At 41.1% G+C, this 13,951-nt stretch carries 11 protein-coding genes; 5 read left to right on the forward strand and 6 right to left on the reverse strand.

Annotation, left to right across the window (positions count from 1 at the left end):
- Window positions 1–20: 20 nt before the first annotated feature.
- Genes F8S12_RS00250 through F8S12_RS00260 form a run of 3 tightly spaced genes read right to left on the reverse strand, consistent with a single transcriptional unit; the run spans window position 21 to window position 3,337 of the window.
- A complete protein-coding gene (locus F8S12_RS00250; RefSeq protein ID WP_196514229.1) occupies window positions 21–530 on the reverse strand; it encodes a TniQ family protein in 510 nt (169 codons plus the stop codon).
- 29 nt (window positions 531–559) lie between these two features.
- A complete protein-coding gene (locus F8S12_RS00255) occupies window positions 560–1,366 on the reverse strand; it encodes a TniB family NTP-binding protein (protein ID WP_196514230.1) in 807 nt (268 codons plus the stop codon).
- Window positions 1,367–1,369: 3 nt separating this feature from the next.
- On the reverse strand, window positions 1,370–3,337 hold the full coding sequence (locus F8S12_RS00260; protein WP_196514231.1) for a Mu transposase C-terminal domain-containing protein: 1,968 nt from the start codon (window positions 3,335–3,337) through the stop codon (window positions 1,370–1,372).
- A 308-nt stretch (window positions 3,338–3,645) separates the two neighbouring features.
- Between F8S12_RS00260 and F8S12_RS00265 the strand changes: the two genes are divergently transcribed.
- Window positions 3,646–3,921, forward strand: coding sequence for a hypothetical protein (locus F8S12_RS00265; protein WP_196514232.1), 276 nt, complete (start codon window positions 3,646–3,648; stop codon window positions 3,919–3,921).
- 198 nt (window positions 3,922–4,119) lie between these two features.
- On the opposite strand, the gene F8S12_RS00270 is transcribed toward F8S12_RS00265, so the two are convergent.
- Window positions 4,120–4,626 carry a MerR family transcriptional regulator gene (locus F8S12_RS00270; protein ID WP_094332253.1) on the reverse strand — a complete coding sequence of 169 codons (507 nt, stop codon included), beginning with the start codon at window positions 4,624–4,626 and terminating at the stop codon, window positions 4,120–4,122.
- 449 nt (window positions 4,627–5,075) lie between these two features.
- On the opposite strand from F8S12_RS00270, the gene F8S12_RS00275 reads away from it, so the two are divergent.
- The 3 genes from F8S12_RS00275 (at window position 5,076) to F8S12_RS00285 (ending at window position 10,164) form a co-directional block, all read left to right on the forward strand.
- Entirely contained in the window at window positions 5,076–7,841 is a 2,766-nt protein-coding gene (locus tag F8S12_RS00275; RefSeq protein ID WP_196514233.1) for an N-6 DNA methylase, read from the forward strand.
- Window positions 7,842–7,850: 9 nt separating this feature from the next.
- Window positions 7,851–8,888, forward strand: coding sequence for a ComEC/Rec2 family competence protein (locus F8S12_RS00280; RefSeq protein WP_196514234.1), 1,038 nt, complete (start codon window positions 7,851–7,853; stop codon window positions 8,886–8,888).
- A 403-nt stretch (window positions 8,889–9,291) separates the two neighbouring features.
- A complete protein-coding gene (locus F8S12_RS00285) occupies window positions 9,292–10,164 on the forward strand; it encodes an S-methyl-5'-thioadenosine phosphorylase (protein WP_196514235.1) in 873 nt (290 codons plus the stop codon).
- Window positions 10,165–10,251: 87 nt separating this feature from the next.
- Here the strand turns inward: F8S12_RS00285 and F8S12_RS00290 are convergent, their stop codons facing one another.
- Both F8S12_RS00290 and F8S12_RS00295 read right to left on the reverse strand, forming a co-directional pair.
- Window positions 10,252–12,408, reverse strand: a complete 2,157-nt coding sequence (locus F8S12_RS00290) for a polyribonucleotide nucleotidyltransferase (protein WP_196514236.1) — start codon at window positions 12,406–12,408, stop codon at window positions 10,252–10,254.
- Window positions 12,409–12,509: 101 nt separating this feature from the next.
- Window positions 12,510–13,055 (reverse strand): GNAT family N-acetyltransferase, encoded by a 546-nt coding sequence (locus tag F8S12_RS00295; RefSeq protein WP_196514237.1) that lies wholly within the window; start codon window positions 13,053–13,055, stop codon window positions 12,510–12,512.
- A 144-nt stretch (window positions 13,056–13,199) separates the two neighbouring features.
- Between F8S12_RS00295 and F8S12_RS00300 the strand changes: the two genes are divergently transcribed.
- Entirely contained in the window at window positions 13,200–13,946 is a 747-nt protein-coding gene (locus F8S12_RS00300; protein WP_196514238.1) for a hypothetical protein, read from the forward strand.
- Window positions 13,947–13,951: the final 5 nt, after the last annotated feature.

Consider the following 13,951-nt stretch of genomic DNA (forward strand, 5'->3'; position numbering starts at 1 on the left):
AAACACTACAGTAGCCAACTTCAACAACGCTTCTGACGCTTTGCCATTTTTGCAAAAGGCAGGGAACAATGAGGGCATTGCCCTACCTCCCAATCGGCAGGGATTGGAAATGGTGTTCCACAGTTAGTACATTTTGTTAATAAACTCAACTGGTGGCGATCACACTTCATTTTTTCCTTATACTGCCACTCAATTCGATGACAAGGTTGTTCTGCGTAGCAAGCAGCACATAATTTAATTGGTCGGGGCTTCATCGTAATACCCTTTAAGGGCAAAGTTTGCGTCATTTTTTCAACTTCCACGTCAACAAACTTTGCTAATGCCTCTAATTCTTGTTGAGTTGGGAATGGATTGAGGTAAAGTTTTTTCCATCTTGTTACTATCGCACCGACTCCTGCTTCCTTCCCAATTTGATACCCAGTCAGCAAATTAGCCCTTTCAAAGCGACCTAAAAAGTGACTTATACTTTCCCCTGGTAATGGTTCAACTGTGTTTATCCAAGCTTCAAAATTATAGATTTCGTTTGACATCTGAGTTTATAATTTTGACGATGTATATTTTAGCTTGCTACTAATGAATAATCTCCTTCAATACTCTCCAAAAGTGATTTATCTATTTTGTTAACGCCAGATTCTAATGCTTTAACTGCTGCATCTCTAAGAATTTGATCTAATAATCTAATTTGACCATCTGTTTTTCCCTGTAAAAGAGTTATGATTTCCTGATTATTAGCTAAATTCGATGGCTCAGGTAGTCTCAGAATTTGCTGTTCCCAAATCTTTACCGTTTTTGTAAAGTTTGCTCCTATCAGTTTTTCAAAACTGAAGTATGCTGCAAAACGTCCACCAACTTGCTCATTTTTACTAATTAAGGTATCTAATCTGCTACTTGTACCTACTAGAATTGGAATAATTTTTACCTTATCAGATAAGTCTGTAATATCTGTGAGTGTTTTAAATTGAAGACGATGGGCTTCATCAATAATTAACATTTCTACTTTACATTGTTTAATTAAATACCATGCCCGTTCTCTCAGTTGATGTTCAGTGCCACCCTTAGCTTTAAATTTTAGAGTTTCAATAATAGTTTTAAACAAAAGAGATGGGCTGCAAGAACTACCTATTAACTCTACATATAATACGGGCGCAACTGGGTTTTGATTGGGGATTTTAGCCGCTCTGTTTTGGTAGGTATAAAAAAGAGAAGCTGTAGTTTTACCCAGACCTGACTCTCCTACTGCCCTACCAGGTTTTCGTAATTTTCGCCTTTCATCTAACCAAGCACTAAATCTTTTCACTTGTTCGATGTTTAAAATATCTGGTTGTCTTAGACGTTCAATTTCTAACTGTATTTCTTCGTCAGTCATAGTTTACAACCCTAGTTCTTCACGCAATAGCTTGAAATCCACTTTTTCTATTGGCTCATCTACTTCCGTTTTAGACGCTAATTTATCAATCTGTTCATTTTCCTTCTCTTCATATCTTTGTGGTATAGGCTCCATACGTTCTTGCTCGGCCCTGCGACGTTCAGCTTTAGTCTTACTTTTTTTATTTTTTAAAAAGTTTCTGCGTCTAATTGCTTCTTCTAAAATTGAAACGTTATTGATACCTTTGCCACTATTTTCTGCTTTTTTACGTGCGTATTTAACTTCCTCAACTGACAGCCTTTCTGCTTCTAAACCAACAGCATAAGCACGGGCTAAAAATATTTCTTTATTATTTTTGCGACCATAGACTAACATCATAGTTATATCTCTGGGGTCAAACCTTAAGACAACCTTTTCGCCTGCGTAAGCCCCCAAATTCTCTCCCCTGTAACGAAGACCAGAAAAATTCAGATAGCCATTGTCATACACCACCCTTTCTGCTGCCTTCATTAAGCAAATATCAAGTTCTCTATCGTTCAGCAAAGTAGGAGTCATTTGCAGTCCTTTTTCCCAACGCTCAATCCGACTTTGCTTTGGAGTTAGAGGGTTGGCTTGACTTCGGGCATCAGGCTTTTGGTTATAGCTATCGACAATGTAACCAATAATTAGTTTTTCTAGTTCAGGAAGACTTATACAAGCTTTATCTTCAGCTCCCTCTGGACGGTCTTTAACACTTGATCCCGTGTAACCGGGCATTTCAGAAAGCAGCCCACTCATGGTTCTAAAGGGTCGTTCTACAATGCCGCCATCTGAAGGTTGACTTCGCAGAATTGGTTCAAAATCTAATTCGTTAGCAATCCATTCCACTAAATGTTTTGAGCGAAAATCTTTACCGCCATCGGTATAAACATATTTAGGTACACCGTAAGCACTCCACTTACATCTGAGTTCATACTCCGAAGCGTACCGTTTCGGCATAATTGCATTACGCAGCGCCAAAGCTACAACTTGAGAACTAGGTGCAGCCAAGCCTAGACGCAATCCAACAATGCAGCGAGAGTAACAATCTATAACCGTCGTTAATTGAGGACGGCCTATTTCCTCACCATCCTCATCCACTAATAAGATGTCAGCTTTGGTATGGTCAATTTGCCAAACCTGATTGCTGTACTTAATAGATATTTCTTGACCATCACGGGTTTTAATTATATGTTCGGAACCGTGCCATCCTGGGCTACGGCTAATGCGAGATTTATGCCTTTTCTCCTCAACTGGTTTGAGCCATCTTTCTACTGTTCTAGTGCTGGGAGGTTTTCCATACTTTGACCAATACTTAAATCCTTCTGCTTTTTCCTTTATTTTTATCAGCTTCTTTAACTGCCGATCTAAGTCTTCTCCCCGAAATCCCTGACTTTCTAACCTTGATATTTCTGCTTCTAATTCCTTTTTGGCGAATTCGTAAGCTTGAGTCTCAATCTTCTCGGCGACCTGAGTGCGAGTCATGCGATCGCTTCCTTTGTTACCACTCTTGTAAGTTTTGAGAGTCAAGTTATACCAGTATTCGCTTTTCCGTGGCTGTCCTTTGTCTGCTCTGGGAGCTTCCGATAAAGCAGCCAGACCTTTTTCTTCCCAAGACTTAATTAAACGTCTAACCGTTCGTTCAGATTTACCAAGCTTTTTGGCTGCTTCTTCCAACCTTTTGCCGTAAGTTAGGCGATCGCAGGGTTCACGTAGATTGCGAATTATCTCCAGCTTGAGTCTTTGTTCACCTGAGAGTCTGAGTTCTGAGTCCTCTAAAAATCTTTGATCTAAAAACTCAACTGATTTGTCTTCTTCTACAGAGTTATCATTCTCACTCAATGGCTCAACTTCCATTGAAAAGTCGAGTGTGTCTGTATACTCGTCATCCGATAGGAAGCTGTCTTCATCTTCTAGTTCAAACTGGTCGTCATCTACATCTAAAGGACTCATAGATGTGATTTTTCATTGATTATTTGGGTACATTTATACTACTATAAAGCAGCGAAGAATTGACATCTAATTCATCGCTAAATTAAGAATTGTCATTTAATTAGTCGTAAAAGTTAAAAAAGGACGCTTAATTTGTCGCCAAAGCCTGAATTAGCTTTTTACAGGTTTAATTACTGAAAGCCTTGATATATAAGGATTCGTAGTTAATAAAGTCTTTTGACAAATAATTTTTCGCTCTGGTCAAATAAATTGTCGCTCTACAAATTTGTCAACTTCTCTCCTATGGACTTAAATATAGCTGACTTTCTTTGAGTGGAGAAGCCGACGAACTCGACTCCGAACGCATGGGAGACGGTAAATCTTTGCTGTTCCGGGAAGCGGCAGAAGGCGGTGTAGGTGTCCTTTCTCAACTATTAGAAAAGCCTGATGCTTTCCAAAAAATAGCCGATGCAGCTTTAGATATTTGCCATTTCAAAGAAACTAAAGATAGCTGTGTCCAAGCTTGCTATGAATACTTGCTTTCTTACCGCAACCAGTTTGACCATGTACAACACCACTTACCATATCCTTGCCCTACGATATGATGAAGATTGGCGAACCGAGTTGACAAAACTAGCGAGTTTGTGAGTGACTTTAGAGTCCGATCGGACTTTATCTCATATCAATTAAAAGATAATTACTTTTTCAGTCAAGACCCAAGGAATATCACATTTTGGACACAGAGTAGGGTTATTTATGCCTGGAAAAGCTCAAATACATGAAATCAATGCTGCGGAATATAACTAAGCTGGCAAAACTTTTGCTCTTTGCTCAAAGCTTTTGAAGTCTATTACTTTAGACTGTCTAGCAGCTTCCCAAATTTCATTCACAATATCTATTAGTGAAGGTATCACAAGTAGAACGTACTGACCTACTTGCTTATTACTTTTGTCTGCTACTTTTACAGTTGTGGGCAAATTTTCGCCAAAGTCTGACCAGTCTTGCTTAACCCAGAAAACTTCATCGCCGATAACAATTAACTGTTTATCCCTCAAGCCGTTATCATAACCGCTATCGTCTAAAAATTTTATTATCTTTCTGACTGTTTGTAGAGAGATATTTTTTCTTAAATTTCTGATGGCTCGTATTTCTAGAAGCTGCTCCCAGCTAAAAACTACAGTTGGTCTTGCATTAATCCCAAATCTGTATGGAATGACCAGACCTACCTTCTCCAGATAGGCAAGTCGGCTGGAAGTACAACCTGCCAGATGCATTGTCTCTTGCCTTGTAAAACCTGACATCTGGTTCATACTTGTTACCTTGTCTACTTGGGTACTTCATTTCAGGCTTTAGTCTCTAAGAGCTAGAGTTTGCCTTGAATTATACCAAAATCACTAGTGAGTACAATTTTGTACTAATGAAATGGTTATTACAAAACTTTGTTACACAAATAACTTATTTTGTACAACAAAGTGATAATATTATGCAATATTAATATAAAAAAGTTTTGGCTGGGTCTTAGATATTGAGCTTTGTTTAACTTATAAGTCAAGTAAATACAACCCAAAACTAGCAGTATTCATGGAGTGCTAGGCGACTACCTTAATGGCTCTGAGCGATTATTCGTTCTCTATGACGATTGAAAGCGATCGCTTTCAATCGTTGCTTTCCAATATAGTGGTGACAAGTAGAACCCATATTGGTAATCTAAGCTACATCACTTGAAGATTATAAATTCTGTAGTAAACGTAATTTTAAAATGGCTGGAAAGGGACTTAATTATGTAATTGAGACTGCACGTCAAGTGTGGAATATTGACCCACACCGTGATGTGCGTATCCCTCCAGCATTACAGGATAGCCAACCTGTAGCGGTAGATGCGTTGTGGACAGATTATGGTCTACGCCCTAGTGCAACTAATCTGGCGTTTATGGTGCAATCTGTTGCACCCTCAGATTTAGAGCAATGGAAAAGACGATTGCGTGACTGGCCCATTCGTGCAGGGCTTTTAATTTCAGATGGAGAATATCTCCTTGAGTATATTGATCCATTAGGTAGATTAAAGGAGCGCTTAGTAGAACCAGATTCTTTGGCCGTAGAACTTGCTGCACCAAGTAGTTACTTATTTACACCCAAGGCACTGGCAGAATTCCGCGGTGGTCAACTAACACTTGCTGATTTGGAAGAATCAGTTTCCAAAAATAGCTTATCATTTCTACTTAGACAAAGAGCCGAACTGGATAAAGCATTCCAGGATGCAATTAAAGGAACACTCGCAGAAATTGGTATTCAAGATAAACTAACATATCCACAAAATTCCATATCCTCTCGTGGAGAGATAGCAGGTCATGCAATTCGTGTAGCGATCGCATTTTTGGCAGCACGGATTTTAGAAGACAAAGGCTTTTTTGGTTCTGATTCAAATATTCCAACTGATGATCCTCGCGCTTTGCTAAATCGCACAGTACCTCGTGCTAATGGTTTTTTTAAAAAGGCTTTGGAAGACTCAATCCCTTATTTAAGTGATAGAATGTTGCAGCGTTTAGCTGCTAATTTAGGGAGTCGAGTTAGCTTCGCCCTAGTCGATCATAAAGACGTTGGATTGCTGTACGAACGGGCTATCAAAGAATTGCCCAACGATATTGAGGGTGAAGAATGGAGTGATTTACAACGACATTACACTCCAGTTGCGATCGCTGAACGTATGCTTGAGCTACTTCCTTTGGAACGGCTACGTCCAGAGGAAAGAGTAATTTTTGACCCAGCCGCAGGTTCAGGTAGTCTCTTATTGGCTGCTACATCTCGTCTTGCAGGAATGTCTGATATTCCAGAAGATATTAAAGAACGAAGACTTTATCTTGCACAGCACGTTGCAGGTAATGATTTAGATCAATATGCTGATTTAGTAACACAACTTCGATACACCTTAGCAAGAGAGTCACTCGGTCAGGATGTTCCGTTTCCCTTTCCTTCTCACTTTTCTCATGAAGACTATAAAAACTTAACTAAAGAAAATATAGGCATTAAGCCGCGTGTTATAGTTGCAAACCCTCCTTTTGCAGAAGATGGCAATACTCAACGAGCAGCAACATTTATAGAAAAAGTTTTGAGTTGGTTGGAAGAAGATTCTCAGTTTGCTTTTATCCTGCCTCAATCATTTTTAACAGCATCAACTCATGGCATACCAAATGTACGAAGATTATTAACGGAAAATTGCCGCATATTTGAAGTATGGCAGTGTCCAGAAGGAACTGTTGGAATTGAGGCAAGCCAGGATGTAGCAATTGTTTTAGGAACTGTGGGCAATTCTAGAATAACAATGCCCTCTATTGCGCGAGCAATCTTTTCTAGAGCGAAAAGCTCTGATACTCGTGATAATGGTTTTCTTGGTAAAACATGGATTGGACAATTAAGTTCAGAGCTAAATGACTGGGGATCAATTACAGCACCATCGATAAATCTTTCTGTTCCAACAATACCTTTAGGTAGGCTTTTCTACGTTTTTAATGGTGTGAAACCAGGTTATTTGGGTAGACAGTATCCACCAGTTGATAAATGTCCAGAAGGTATTAAATGTAAGCTTTACTGGCGTTTAGCTTGGCATGATAAAAATCGGCTTTGGGCAGATCCACAAAGAGTGGATAAAAATAAGCGTTACATAAGATATGGTAAACAATATCTCCATACACCTTGTATCAACAATGAGAATTTATTAGACTTACCTAAAGTTTTAGTAGGTAGCGATGTTAATCGCGGAACTTCAAATCCTCTAGCAGCCCATTTTGATACAATAGGTTTATGCCCAAATAACCACATGTTTTGCATTTTACCAATTACAGAATCTTCTGGTAAACATTCTAAAAAGTATAGTTCTTGTAAAGATTGGAGTGAGTGGGAAACACTAAGCTGTGAAGAACAGAAAATTTGGTTATTAGGAATTTTGTCATCAACAATAGTTGGTGAACTTTCCTTGCAAGGAAGAAGTTCAAGAGGGATTACGAAAGACTTATTATATAAGCTACCATTACCTTACAACATTGATAACCGAATTATCCAAATTACTCGTCAAATTCTAGAAAGAGACAAAAACCGCATTCCTATTTTTAAACCAGATGAACTTCACAGGCGATTAGATGAAGTAGTTGAGGGATCTTATGGTAATCCTTCTCGACTTGAAATAGTACGTACAGGAATACCTCCAGAGCTAGGATTGTGGAAATCCGAACGAACAAAGCCTACATTTACTGTACGTGGCCAAGTTTTAGAAATATCCGAAGATAATAGTCAAATTCGCTTATATCTGAGTGGTCTAATGGATGATGTTCGGGAAGAATGGCTTCCAATCTTGCCAGAGATTCCCGGTTGGGCCCTTGATGGTACAGTGTTTGAAGCAGAACTCAGTGAAGATGTAGAGACTTTTGCGGAACTGCAAGAGCGTCCTTGGGCTATTAAACGCTTTCGCCACACACCTCGTCCCTACTTAACTGATGAAGAACTGACTGAGGAACTAGGGATAGAGACGTAAAATATTTTTATGACTTGTGAGTTAGCTTTTTTACCTGTAGGCAATGCTGATACCATCGTTATACGTGCTGAGGGCAGTTCTGTTGTTATTATTGACTTACATAAGATACCCATACTTCTTAAGTGGTTACAGAATAACAAAGCAAATACCATTAGTAGAATTTATATTACCCACGAACATCGAGACCATTTTCCATCACTAGAGGATTTGGTCACGTTTCTTGATAATTGGCTAAAACGTGGTGGAACAATAGGAACTCTTTGCCTTCCTTACGAAGTTTATAAAGAAGCAAGGAAAAAAGTATCTGCTAACAGAGCAGCTAATAAAATGCTTGAAGATGCTTTGAAACTTCTAAGGCAATGGGAAAAGAAAAATATCATTAAATTTATAGAAGCTACTCGTGGTTCTAACCCATATACCCAAGGAGATTTAGAAATCCATATCTTACACCCAGGGCTTTTGTACGCTCAGGATCATCTTGCAACTATTAAAGGTAGGGATAATGAAATATCTGTTGTATTACGTGTCACTTACGGCGATTTTGCAGCCTTGCTACTCGCAGATATTGAGGGCGATGGACTCAAGGAATGTATTGATATTTGCCAGCCTAATGAACTGAGCGCGAACATTGTTAAAATTCCTCATCACGGGGCATACCCCAAGAATGGAGATGATCTCAGGCAATTATTAGAAGCTATTGATGCAGAAATAGCAGTTTTATCTGTTGGTAGTAACAATAAATATGGCCACGTTGTACCAGAACTTTTTAGCTTACTATTAAGCCTAAAAAACGATACATCTAAACGGTTGGAACAATTTATCTGTACAGAAGCGACCCGCTCATGCGTACACTCAGCTAGCGAACGTACCTTGATGGGTAAATCAGGTTTGGAAAAACAGCAATTATGTGCAGGAGAAACTACCATTCTTGCAGAAACTTCAGGTACATGGAAACGAGAAAAAGAGGCAGAACATGAAAATGTGATCTCTACACTTAAATACCCTGCCTGCAAAGGTTGCATAGACCTTAGTGTAGTTTCTATTTAATTGCAGAGGCACTGTTCGCATCTCTAACTTTAAGCATTTTCAAAGACGTTTCTGACACTTCGCCATTTTTGCAAAAGGCAGGGAACAATGAGGGCATTCCCTTAGCTCTCAATCAGCAGGGATTAGAAATGGTGTCTCACAGTTAGTACATTTTGTTAATAAACTCAACTGGTGACGATCGCACTTCATTTTTCCCTATACTGCCACTCCATTCAATGACAAGGTTGTTCTACGTAGCAAGTGCGATCGCCCGCGAAAAATCAACTTCGATAGCGATAACCCTATTCATGCAGAAGGCGAAGCAATTAGATAAACCGAGGTCATAACTCCTGATAACATACCTTTATCGAAGTTGCTTTTGACGCTTCGCCATTTTTGTAAAACTTAAAAAAGGTTCAGGAGCATGGCTCAAGCTAGTATTGGAATTATTGGTGGTAGCGGTCTTTACAAAATGGATGCGCTCAAAGATGTAGAAGAGGTGCAAGTTCAGACTCCCTTTGGTTCACCATCTGATGCTTTGATTCTGGGGAGTTTGGATGGTACACGGGTAGCTTTTTTGGCACGTCATGGTCGCAATCACACACTTTTACCCTCTGAGTTACCGTTTCGCGCTAATATCTATGCGATGAAGCAATTGGGTGTGAAGTATTTAATTTCAGCTAGTGCTGTGGGTTCCTTGAAAGCAGAGGCGAAACCACTGGATATGGTAGTGCCAGATCAGTTTATTGACAGGACAAAAAACCGGATTTCAACGTTTTTCGGTGAGGGAATTGTCGCTCACATCGCCTTTGGTGATCCGATTTGTAAAAACTTAGCTATTGTATTAGCAGATGCGATCGCATCTCTCGATTTACCAGAAGTTACTCTCCATCGCGGCGGTACTTATGTGTGCATGGAAGGCCCGGCTTTTTCCACTAAGGCAGAATCGAATCTTTACCGCAGTTGGGGTGCAACAATCATTGGAATGACGAATTTACCAGAGGCAAAGTTGGCAAGGGAAGCGGAAATTGCCTACTCAACCTTAGCGCTGGTAACAGATTACGATTGTTGGCATCCAGACCATGACAGTGTGACGGTGGAGATGGTAATTGGCAATTTGCTGCGGAATGCTGTGAATGCTCAAAAAGTGATTCAAGAAACTGTGCGGCGCTTGAGTGAAAATCCGCCACCGAGTGAGGCGCATTCGGCGTTGCAGTATGCGATTTTGACTCAGTTGGATAAAGCACCGACGGCGACAAAGGAAAAGTTAGGGTTATTGTTGCAGAAGTATTTGTGATAAATAAGCAATGTTAGAGAAGCATACGGCGATGCCTTCACCATAGGCATCGCGGATTTTAGATTTAATCTAAAATCCCAAATCGAGTTACCGATTCACCGCCGCAGCTTCCCGTGCTGCTACTGCTTGATCTGGGTGGATACCCAAGCGAGTGAGATTAATCCGACCTTTGTTATCAATTTCGCGCACTTTGATAATCACTTCATCGCCCACTGCTACTTCATCCTCAACTTTGCCAACGCGGTAGTCAGCTAGTTGGGAGATGTGGATCATACCTTCTTTTCCAGGCAGAAATTCCACAAACGCACCTATGGGTATAATCCGAGTGATGCGTCCGGCATAGACATCCCCTTCGTGTAACTTGCGGGTCATGCCTTGGATGATATTTCTGGCTTTCTTTGCCTTACCCTCATCCACAGCAGAAATTGTCACGGTGCCATCATCTTCGATGTCAATTTTTGCACCAGTTTCCTCTGTGATTCCCTTAATCGTCTTGCCTCCAGGCCCGATGACTAAACCAATCATGTCTGAATCAATCTTGATTGTTAACAGACGTGGGGCATAGGGTGAGGTTTCAGGACGCGCTTGATCAATGCAGGCGAGCATTTTCTCCAGAATGTGCAACCTGGCTGATTTGGCTTGGTGGACGGCTTGGGCAATAACGTCCAAAGATAAACCGGAGATTTTCATGTCCATTTGCAAGGCGGTAATCCCGACATCTGTGCCAGCAACTTTGAAGTCCATATCGCCCAAAAAGTCTTCAATGCCCTGAATGTCGGTCAAGACTCGCACTTCGTCCCCTTCCTTAATCAGACCCATTGCCGCGCCACTGACGGGTTTAAGAATTGGCACACCAGCGTCCATGAGGGCTAGGGTGGAACCGCACACAGAACCCATTGAGGTGGAACCGTTGGAAGAAAGTACTTCCGATACGATGCGAATCACGTAGGGAAAATCTTCTTTTGACGGTAGTACAGGGATTATTGCTCGCTCTGCCAATGCCCCGTGACCAATTTCGCGCCTTCCTGGGGCCCGCATTGGCTTGGTTTCCCCGACTGAGAAAGGTGGGAAGTTGTAATGATGCAGATAACGCTTGTGTTGATCTAACTGCATATCATCGTTGAGGTTTTGGGCATCCCCCGGTGTACCCAAAGTACAAGTTGATAATACCTGAGTTAGTTCGCGGTTAAATAAACCACTGCCGTGGACTCGCTTTGGCAAGACACCAACTAAACAAGAAACAGGACGCACTTCATCGAGTTTACGACCATCAACCCGAACGTTATCTTCGATGATTTGCCGCCGCATGAAGTATTTAGTAATGTCTTTAAAAGTGTTACCAAGTGCTTTGCTATTTGCAGTTGCGGCCACTCGAATTGGGTCTTCTGGTGGCAGTTCGATGATCGTCGTGGCAATTTCATCCTTGACGACATCTAAAGCTGCATCGCGTTGGGGTTTAGTAAAATGAAATTGAGACAGGATTTTTTTAATCTGGCTGCTAGCGCGATCGCGGATATAATTTTCTAGCGTTTGGTCTACTTCTGGCGGTGCTTCTTGCACGATTACCAGACCCAATTCTGCTATTAAATCTTGCTGCGCTTTGATTAAGTCTCGCACTGCTTCGTAACCAAAGTCAATCGCTTCGAGAATATCTCGCTCTGGCAATTGATTGGCTCCCGCCTCCACCATGATCACGCCATGCGGTGAACCTGCTACTACCAGATCCAAGTCTCCGGCTTCAGTTTCCGCATAGGTGGGGTTAATAATGAAATCATCTCCCACTAAACCAACCCGCACTGCTGCCATTGGCCCATTAAAAGGAATCTGGGCAATTAGGGTAGCAATGGAAGCACCTGTAACTGCTAACACATCGGGCGGTACTAACTCGTCCATCGATAATGTTAAGGCAATAATTTGCAGGTCATCCCGCAACCATGAAGGGAATAGAGGACGCAAGGGACGGTCTATAAGACGGCTGGTGAGAATTGTCTTTTCTGGTGGGCGACCTTCTCGTCGCATGATCCCACCGGGAATTCTCCCAGCAGCATATAGCCTTTCTTCATAATCTACTGTGAGGGGAAGAAAATCAATACCTTCTCTGGCTTGCGATCGCGTAGCCGTCACTAAAACGGATGTGTCCCCTGATTCTATCAACACCGATCCACCAGCCTGGGGAGCTAGCAGACCTACCTTCAGTCGAATATCCCTTCCATCGAAGGATATTGACTTATCAACTTCTGCCATTCAGTTTTTTTTCCTTCTTTTTGGCTATTCTCTTTCTGTGGCAATCCTAACATTTATGTAGTATGACTGGCTCCTGGTACATACAAAGATAAACAAGTCGTTCAACGCAAAGCCCGATACATCATCAGCGCATCTATCACTTGTTCATCTCCTAGCTTTGCTGCACGCGGAATGTGCCCAATGATCTCAAATCCTAATGACTGCCAAAGTGTAATTGAAGGTATATTAGTTTCAAAGACCAAATTGAACATTACTGCTTCGTAGCCCAGGTTTGCTGCTATCAAGAGCATCGCCTCTCCCATGAACCGCCCTATTCCCTGACCGCGTAACTCAGGTTGTACAATAAAACCAGCGTTGCAAATATGGCTACACCGACCGGGAAAGTTTGGTTTTAAATAAAACGCCCCTAGTATTTCTTTTGGCTTGCGTGTAGCATCCTGAACAGATGTCCTGACAACAAAGGCATCTTTACTTAACCAGTAAGCTAAAAATTCTGCCGGAGATAGAGGTTGCTTTTGGGGATAAGTTTTATCTTCAACAATTACAACATTTAGTAATCCTCTTACAACATCCTGTTCTTGAGGATGTATATAATCTAGTTCTACTACTATCCCATTTTTTAAAACTTGAATAAAAGGAAAATCCATTATTGATAATGTTTAGATTAACTAATTATTTAAGTATTTATTATATGCAATTGTATGTCATAATGATATTAGTATAAAAATGTAAAATTCACAATAGTTGCAATTTAAAATATTTAATTTTAAGGAAATCTAAGTAGTTAGCAAATGGCGATTTTACACGGTAATTGGTTACTAAAAAATTCAAACGGTTGTTTATTTATTTGGGGAGAAACTTGGCGATCGCTACGAGTGAATTTGGAGTCTAGTGAATCTGGAGATATACCACTACATCCATTGGCAATGACATCAGTTGAGTTGAGTGAGTGGTTACGTTCTCAGAACATGGCAATTACCAACTTTATTCAGCAACCCCAAGTTGCGCGAGCCTCCAAAGGAGGAGCTACGCCAACGCGCAAAGCCGCAAGTGCTACTGAGATCAGTTTGCCAACCCATTCGCAAATAATTGCCCTGCCAACTTATATCTCAGAAAACAGCAAAGAAGGAACAGCAGAAATTTTTCCAGTATATTCTGCTAGCTTGGAGCTAGATATAGACTCCCCGCAATATTTGCAACCGTGGCGAGTTGAGGGTTTTTGTCTCAATCCCAGCGAAGCAGTAAAATTTCTTACTGCTGTTCCTTTAAATGCTGCTAACGGCGAAGATGCCTTTTGGGGAGGAGATTTACGTTTTTGGTCGCAGGTTGCCCGATGGAGTTTAGATTTAATCTCGCGGTGTAAGTTTTTACCAAGAATTCAGCGACAATTAGATGGTGCGATCGCGGCTAACTGGCAAGTGCTTCTAGACAGTGCTGTAGATGGAACCCGCCTGGAAAAATTTTCTGCGAATATGCCGTTGGTTTGTCGTACTTATCAGGAGGGAGTGGGGAGTGGGGAGTGGGGAGTTAGGAGTTAGGAGTG

Origin of the sequence: Nostoc sp. WHI (genome assembly GCF_015714725.1) — a bacterium.
Taxonomy (GTDB): Bacteria; Cyanobacteriota; Cyanobacteriia; order Cyanobacteriales; family Nostocaceae; genus Nostoc.

Coding starts and splice junctions, on each gene's coding strand:
- F8S12_RS00300 (WP_196514238.1), top strand. CDS start 13,200: ATGGCGATTTTACACGGTAATTGGTTACTAAAAAATTCAAACGGTTGT.
- F8S12_RS00285 (WP_196514235.1), top strand. CDS start 9,292: ATGGCTCAAGCTAGTATTGGAATTATTGGTGGTAGCGGTCTTTACAAA.
- F8S12_RS00295 (WP_196514237.1), bottom strand. CDS start 13,055: ATGGATTTTCCTTTTATTCAAGTTTTAAAAAATGGGATAGTAGTAGAA.
- F8S12_RS00250 (WP_196514229.1), bottom strand. CDS start 530: ATGTCAAACGAAATCTATAATTTTGAAGCTTGGATAAACACAGTTGAA.
- F8S12_RS00270 (WP_094332253.1), bottom strand. CDS start 4,626: ATGAACCAGATGTCAGGTTTTACAAGGCAAGAGACAATGCATCTGGCA.
- F8S12_RS00280 (WP_196514234.1), top strand. CDS start 7,851: ATGACTTGTGAGTTAGCTTTTTTACCTGTAGGCAATGCTGATACCATC.
- F8S12_RS00290 (WP_196514236.1), bottom strand. CDS start 12,408: ATGGCAGAAGTTGATAAGTCAATATCCTTCGATGGAAGGGATATTCGA.
- F8S12_RS00255 (WP_196514230.1), bottom strand. CDS start 1,366: ATGACTGACGAAGAAATACAGTTAGAAATTGAACGTCTAAGACAACCA.
- F8S12_RS00260 (WP_196514231.1), bottom strand. CDS start 3,337: ATGAGTCCTTTAGATGTAGATGACGACCAGTTTGAACTAGAAGATGAA.
- F8S12_RS00275 (WP_196514233.1), top strand. CDS start 5,076: ATGGCTGGAAAGGGACTTAATTATGTAATTGAGACTGCACGTCAAGTG.